This window comes from Streptomyces sp. NPDC126497, from assembly GCF_040302425.1.
GTDB lineage: Bacteria > Actinomycetota > Actinomycetes > Streptomycetales > Streptomycetaceae > Streptomyces.
Genome location: NZ_JBEORT010000182.1, coordinates 1 through 5,423 on the forward strand (window position 1 = coordinate 1; position 5,423 = coordinate 5,423).

General features: G+C 75.3%; 5 protein-coding genes. 3 read left to right on the top strand and 2 right to left on the bottom strand.

Annotated elements, in window-relative coordinates:
• Positions 1-50: 50 nt before the first annotated feature.
• Entirely contained in the window at positions 51-272 is a 222-nt protein-coding gene (locus ABTY20_RS34695; protein ID WP_352001132.1) for a hypothetical protein, read from the bottom strand.
• A 40-nt stretch (positions 273-312) separates the two neighbouring features.
• Positions 313-1,578, bottom strand: a complete 1,266-nt coding sequence (locus tag ABTY20_RS34700) for an inorganic phosphate transporter (RefSeq protein ID WP_352001133.1) — start codon at positions 1,576-1,578, stop codon at positions 313-315.
• Positions 1,579-1,719: 141 nt separating this feature from the next.
• On the opposite strand from ABTY20_RS34700, the gene ABTY20_RS34705 reads away from it, so the two are divergent.
• The 3 genes from ABTY20_RS34705 to ABTY20_RS34715 all read left to right on the top strand — a co-directional run.
• Positions 1,720-2,430, top strand: a complete 711-nt coding sequence (locus tag ABTY20_RS34705; protein WP_352001134.1) for a class II aldolase/adducin family protein — start codon at positions 1,720-1,722, stop codon at positions 2,428-2,430.
• A gap of 176 nt (positions 2,431-2,606) precedes the next feature.
• On the top strand, positions 2,607-3,734 hold the full coding sequence (locus tag ABTY20_RS34710; RefSeq protein WP_352001135.1) for an alpha/beta hydrolase: 1,128 nt from the start codon (positions 2,607-2,609) through the stop codon (positions 3,732-3,734).
• 170 nt (positions 3,735-3,904) lie between these two features.
• Positions 3,905-5,423: hypothetical protein (locus ABTY20_RS34715; protein WP_352001136.1), on the top strand; the 1,519-nt coding region annotated here is incomplete at its 3' end.

Sequence of the window (5,423 nt, forward strand, 5' to 3'; positions counted from 1 at the left end):
GCGGGAGCCGAGGCTCCCGCACCGCCCGCTCGTACGGGTGCGGCCTGCGGTCAGGCCATGATCAGGTGGATGCCGTAGCCCACCGCCGCCGCGCACGCCGCGAAGCAGGCGTAGGCGCCGGTGACCGCCAGGGCCGCGGACTGACCCCGCGCGGCGGCCCGCTCGCGGCGGGACAGGCCGTTGATGCCGAGGGTGAACAGGGCCACCAGGGCCACGGTGACCACGAGGCTGACGCCGAAGACGGAACCGAGGGCCGCCCAGTCGATCTTCATGGTGCTCTTCTTCCTTCGTACCGGGTCTGCCGGGGCGCGGTCAGACGGTGGTCGCGGCCGGCGGAGCCGTCGGGGCCGCCGGGTCGACGGGGGCCGGTGCCGGGATGGTGGCCGAGAGGCCGTCGGTCACGGCGCCCGCCGGGGGCGGCGGGGTCACCGCGGCCATCGCCTGCGTCACCACGCCGGACGGCTCCGCCTCCGGTGCCTCGTGGTCGTTGACGTTGGTGTGGTCGACGACCTCGCGCCGGGAGATCTTCCAGATCGCCGCGCTGGAGGCGACCAGGAAGACGGCCACGAGGGCGGTGCCCCAGTCGCCGAAGCCGCAGACCCACTCGGCGAGTGCCGCGACCAGGGCCGCCGCCGGCAGGGTCAGGCCCCAGGCGACGAACATCCGGGTGGCCGTCGACCAGCGGACGACACCGCCCTTGCGGCCCAGGCCCGCGCCCATCACGGAACCGGAGACGGAATGCGTGGTGGAGAGGGAGAAGCCGAGGTGCGAGGAGGCCAGGATGACCGTCGCGGCGCTGGTCTGGGCGGCGAAGCCCTGCTGCGGCTGGAGGTCGGTCAGGCCCTTGCCCATGGTGCGGATGATGCGCCAGCCGCCGAGGTAGGTGCCGAGCGCGATGGCGATGCCCGCGGAGAGGATGACCCACAGGGGCGGGTCGGAGTCGGGGGCGAGCGAGCCGCCGGCGACCAGGGCGAGGGTGATGATGCCCATCGTCTTCTGGGCGTCGTTGGTGCCGTGGGCCAGGGAGACCAGGCCGGCGGAGGCGATCTGCCCGGCGCGGTAGCCCTTCTCGGAGGCCTTGCCGTCGGCGTTCCGGCCCAGCCGGTAGGTCAGCCGGGTGGCGAACATCGCGGCGATGCCGGCCACCAGCGGGGCGGCGATCGCGGGGAGCAGGACCTTGGTGACGAGGACGTCGCCGTGGACCGCGCCGAGGCCGGCGGAGGCGACGGCGGCGCCGATCAGACCGCCCATGAGGGCGTGCGAGGAACTGGACGGCAGACCGACCAGCCAGGTCAGGAGGTTCCAGAGGATCGCGCCGACCAACGCGGCGAAGATGACCTCGGGACGGATGCCGGACTCGTCGACGAGTCCTTTGGAGATCGTGTTGGCGACCTCCACCGAGAGAAAAGCGCCCACAAGGTTCAGCACGGCGGACATGGCCACCGCGACCTTGGGTTTGAGAGCACCGGTCGAAATGGTCGTTGCCATCGCGTTCGCGGTGTCGTGGAAACCGTTCGTGAAATCGAACGCGAGTGCGGTTACCACCACAATCGCGAGGATCAGCGAGAAGCTTTCCATTTACCCAGGCAATCGTTCGAGGTCATTGGCTGGTCGAACGTAGGTAACCAGGGTGAACGGAAGATGAACTGGAACGGGCATCGTGGTGACCGTAAGAGGGGGTGGACCCTCCGCCGGATGGCGGCCTGGCAGGATCGCGGTATGACGGAGCAACCAGGGGACGGACGGGAAACAGGAGGCGCCCGGGGCGTGAGCGAGGAGGAGGCGCGCGCCTGGGCGGAACTCGTCGACGCCGCGCGCCGGACCGTCGCCGACGGACTCGTCGTCGGCACCTCGGGCAACGTCTCGGTGCGGGTCGGCGGGACCGTCCTGGTCACGCCGTCGGGAGTGCCGTACGACCGGCTGACGCCGGACGACGTGACGGGCGTCGACCTCACCGGCCGGCAGGTCCTCGGCACCCTCGTCCCCACCAGCGAGCTGCCCATGCACCTGGCCGTCTACCGGACGACCGGCGCCCGCGCCGTCGTGCACACCCACGCCGTGCACGCCACGGCCGTCTCCACGCTCGTCGACGAGCTGCCGCCGATCCACTACATGGCGGCGGCGCTCGGCGGGCCCGTCCGGGTCGCCCGCTACGCGGCGTACGGCACGGACGAACTGGCCGGGCACATGCTCCGCGCCCTCGACGGCCGCACCGGCTGCCTCCTGCGCAACCACGGCACCGTCACCCACGGCACGACCCTCACCCAGGCCTACGACCGCACGGCCCAGCTGGAGTGGATGTGCCGCCTCTGGCTGACCGCGTCCTCCGTCCCGGGCCTGTCCCCGCACCTGCTGACCCCGGAGCAGCTGGGGGAGGCGGGGGAGCGCATGCGGGGCTACGGGCAACCTCCCGGCCCGTCCGGCGGGTGAGGACGAGGCCGCTCGGGCCGGAGGGGTCCGGGGCACGGCCCCCGGGGACGGGACGGCGGGGGCGAGGGAACCCCGTCCCGGGGGACGGGCGCCCCGCGGACGGAAAAGCCACGGGTGCGGTCCGACTGTGCGGCCCCCACTGGCCGGGTACCCGTCCCGACATGACACTGGAGAACGTGCGCACTGCCAGAGCGACGGCCGCAGCCGTCACCGCCGTGATAGGGGCCGGCGCCGCCGCGGTGGCCGCCGGCCGGTTCGCCAGCGACGCCGCCCTCAGGATGCCCCCGGGCGGGCCCCTGCCCACCGAACCCGGGCTCACCGTCCACTCCACCGCCGCCGGCCGGGTCGCCCTCACCCGGGACTTCGCCACGCTGCGGCCCGGCCGCCACGGTCTCACCGGTGACGGCTTCCACGCGGTCGTGGGCCCCGTACTGGCCGGCGCCCCGGACTCCGCCGACACCGTCGTACGCCGCCTCGAACGCGTGACGTACGGCACCCTGGAGCCCGGCGACCGCGCCCGGCTCACCCCGAACCTGTACGTCGGGGACCCGGCCGGCGCCCTCGGCCTGGACCACACCGACCTCGACGTCCCCGGCGAACTCGGACCGCTGCCCACGTGGTTCGTGCCCGGCGCCCGGGACACCTGGGTGATCGCCGTCCACGGCCTCGGCGCCACCCGGGAACACACCATGAACCTCATGGAGGCCCTGCACCGCCTCCGCTTCCCGGTGCTCGCCCCCGCCTACCGGGGCGACCCCGGCGCACCGCGCTCCCCGGACGGCCTCAACCACCTCGGCGAGACCGAGTGGCGCGATCTCGACGCGGTGCTCCACCACGCGGTGGACTCCGGCGCCCGGCAGGTGATCCTGTACGGCTGGTCCACCGGCGCGACCATGGCGCTGCGCGCCGCCGCCCGCTCCGAGGTGCGCGCCCGCGTCGCCGGTCTCGTCCTCGACTCCCCGGTGCTCGACTGGGAGGCGACCCTGCGCGCCCTCGCCGCCGCCCGGCGCACCCCGGGCGCACTGCTGCCGCTCGCGGTCCGCGCCGCCCAGGGACGCACCGGCCTGTACGGCGACCACGGGCCCGGCGCCGCCCGCCCGGACCGGATCGCGGTCCCCACCCAGATCTTCCACGGTCCCGACGACGCGGTGGCGCCCTGGCGGTACTCCCGCCGCCTCGCCGCCGACCACCCGAACACCCTCACCCTGCACACCGTCAGGGGCGCCCCGCACGCCGCGATGTGGAACGCCGACCCGCAGGCCTACGAGGAGGCGCTGCGACGCTTCCTCACCCCCCTGATGTGACCGCGCGGCGGGAGGGCAGGGCAGCCGGTGCCGAGGATTCCGGTCAGTGCCGCACCCGTGGCCTGAATCCCTCCCCCCGGGCCGGTTCCGGAGCCGGGACGCGGGGGACGACGACGCCCCCGCCGCCGTTCCGTTTGGGTTTTCGGACCGTCACCAGGAAGACTGCACCCGTGACGTCCCGTATCCCGCGCGACTCCAGGCTTCGAATCGTCCGCCCGCGACCCCTGGCCGCCGCCCCCACAGCGGTGAACCAACGCCGCTCGCGCCGCCCCGCGCCACGCCCCCCGGAGGGCACGCCGGCCCCGGCGGAGCTGGCCAGAATGGCGCGTTCCGTTCTGGCCGCCGCGGCCCGCGTCGCCCGCTGGGCCGACGCCGCCCTCGGCCCCGGCGGGGACAGCGCCACCGCCGACGGCAAGGCCACCCTCTCCGACGCGACCGCCGAACGGGCGGCCCGCGCCCTGGACCTGACCCCCGCTCAGGTCCGTGCCGACTGGGACACCGCCCGCCTGGCCGGCCTCGTCGAGGTGCACGGCGGCAGCGCCCGTCCGGGCTGGCGGCTGCGCGCCTGGGACCGCGACGACAGCGCCGTGCTGCGCGGCTGGGTCGCCCTCTGCGACGCCTGGTCGCTCGCCCACCCGGAACCCGAGGAGTACGAGGCCGCCGCCGTCGCCGAGGTCGTCACGGCCATGCCGCAGGTCCTCTCCTTCCTCCAGCTCTCGGCCGGCCCGGTCCCCGTGTCCCAGCTCCTCGACCTCCTCCAGCAGCGGGTGACCGAACTGCGCACGGAACGCTGCGAGGTCGACTACGTCCCGCAGTCCGACCCCGCCCGGCCCGGCGCCGGGTCCGAGCTCCCCCGGGAGCTCGGACCCAGGGTGCCGCTCCAGCGGCCCCGGCCCGCGCCCGCCGGACCGGCCGCCGCCGACGCCCCGCTCGAGCCGCTGCTCGACTGGGCGCTGCGCGCCCTCGCCTCCGTCGGGGCCCTCACCTACGGCGACGGGCAGGCCACGCTCACCCCGCTCGGCAGCTGGGCGGTGTGGATCAAGCTGGAGCAGATCTGCGTCGCCGCGCAGAGCCCCGCGGGGAACATCGAGCAGGGAGCCGAGGACATGCTGCGCGGCTGCGCCCAGCTGCGCCCCCACGCGGCCCGCGCCGAGTACCGCGCCTGGCTCGCCGCCCGGCCGGTCGGCAGCGCCGTCACGGAGCTGATCGAGGCCGCCCGCGGCGAGGACGCCCTGCTGCGCGGCCTCGCCTTCGAGGCGCTGCGCGTGGTCGGCGCCCCCGCCGAGCCGGAGGTCCGCGCGGCGCTCGACGAGCCGACGCTGCGGCCGTACGCCCTGCTGTGGCTCGCCGAGCACGACGGCGTCGACCCCGAGGACGCCCACGAGGTCCTCACCCGCGAGGAGGCCACCTGGCTGTGGGTGGACACCGCGGCCGCCGTCGCCGACCACGGCGAGGCCCCGCTGCTGGTCCGCCACCTGGAGTCCGCGGTCCAGCCGACCGTCCCCGCGCTGCTCGCCGAGGTGCGCGCCGTCGGCCACCCGCGCACCGTCCAGGTCCTGGTCGCCCTGGCCGCCGTCCATCCCGACCCGGCCCTCAGCACGGCGCGCAGCTCGGTGCCGCGCATCGCGTCCGTGTCGCCGGCCGTCTCCGGCAGTTCCTCGGTCGGGTACTCGTTCAGCTTGCGGCGGC

Bases quoted from the DNA above. Each gene is read 5' to 3' on its own strand.
- ABTY20_RS34705 (WP_352001134.1), top strand. From the start codon at position 1,720: ATGACGGAGCAACCAGGGGACGGACGGGAAACAGGAGGCGCCCGGGGC.
- ABTY20_RS34700 (WP_352001133.1), bottom strand. From the start codon at position 1,578: ATGGAAAGCTTCTCGCTGATCCTCGCGATTGTGGTGGTAACCGCACTC.
- ABTY20_RS34695 (WP_352001132.1), bottom strand. From the start codon at position 272: ATGAAGATCGACTGGGCGGCCCTCGGTTCCGTCTTCGGCGTCAGCCTC.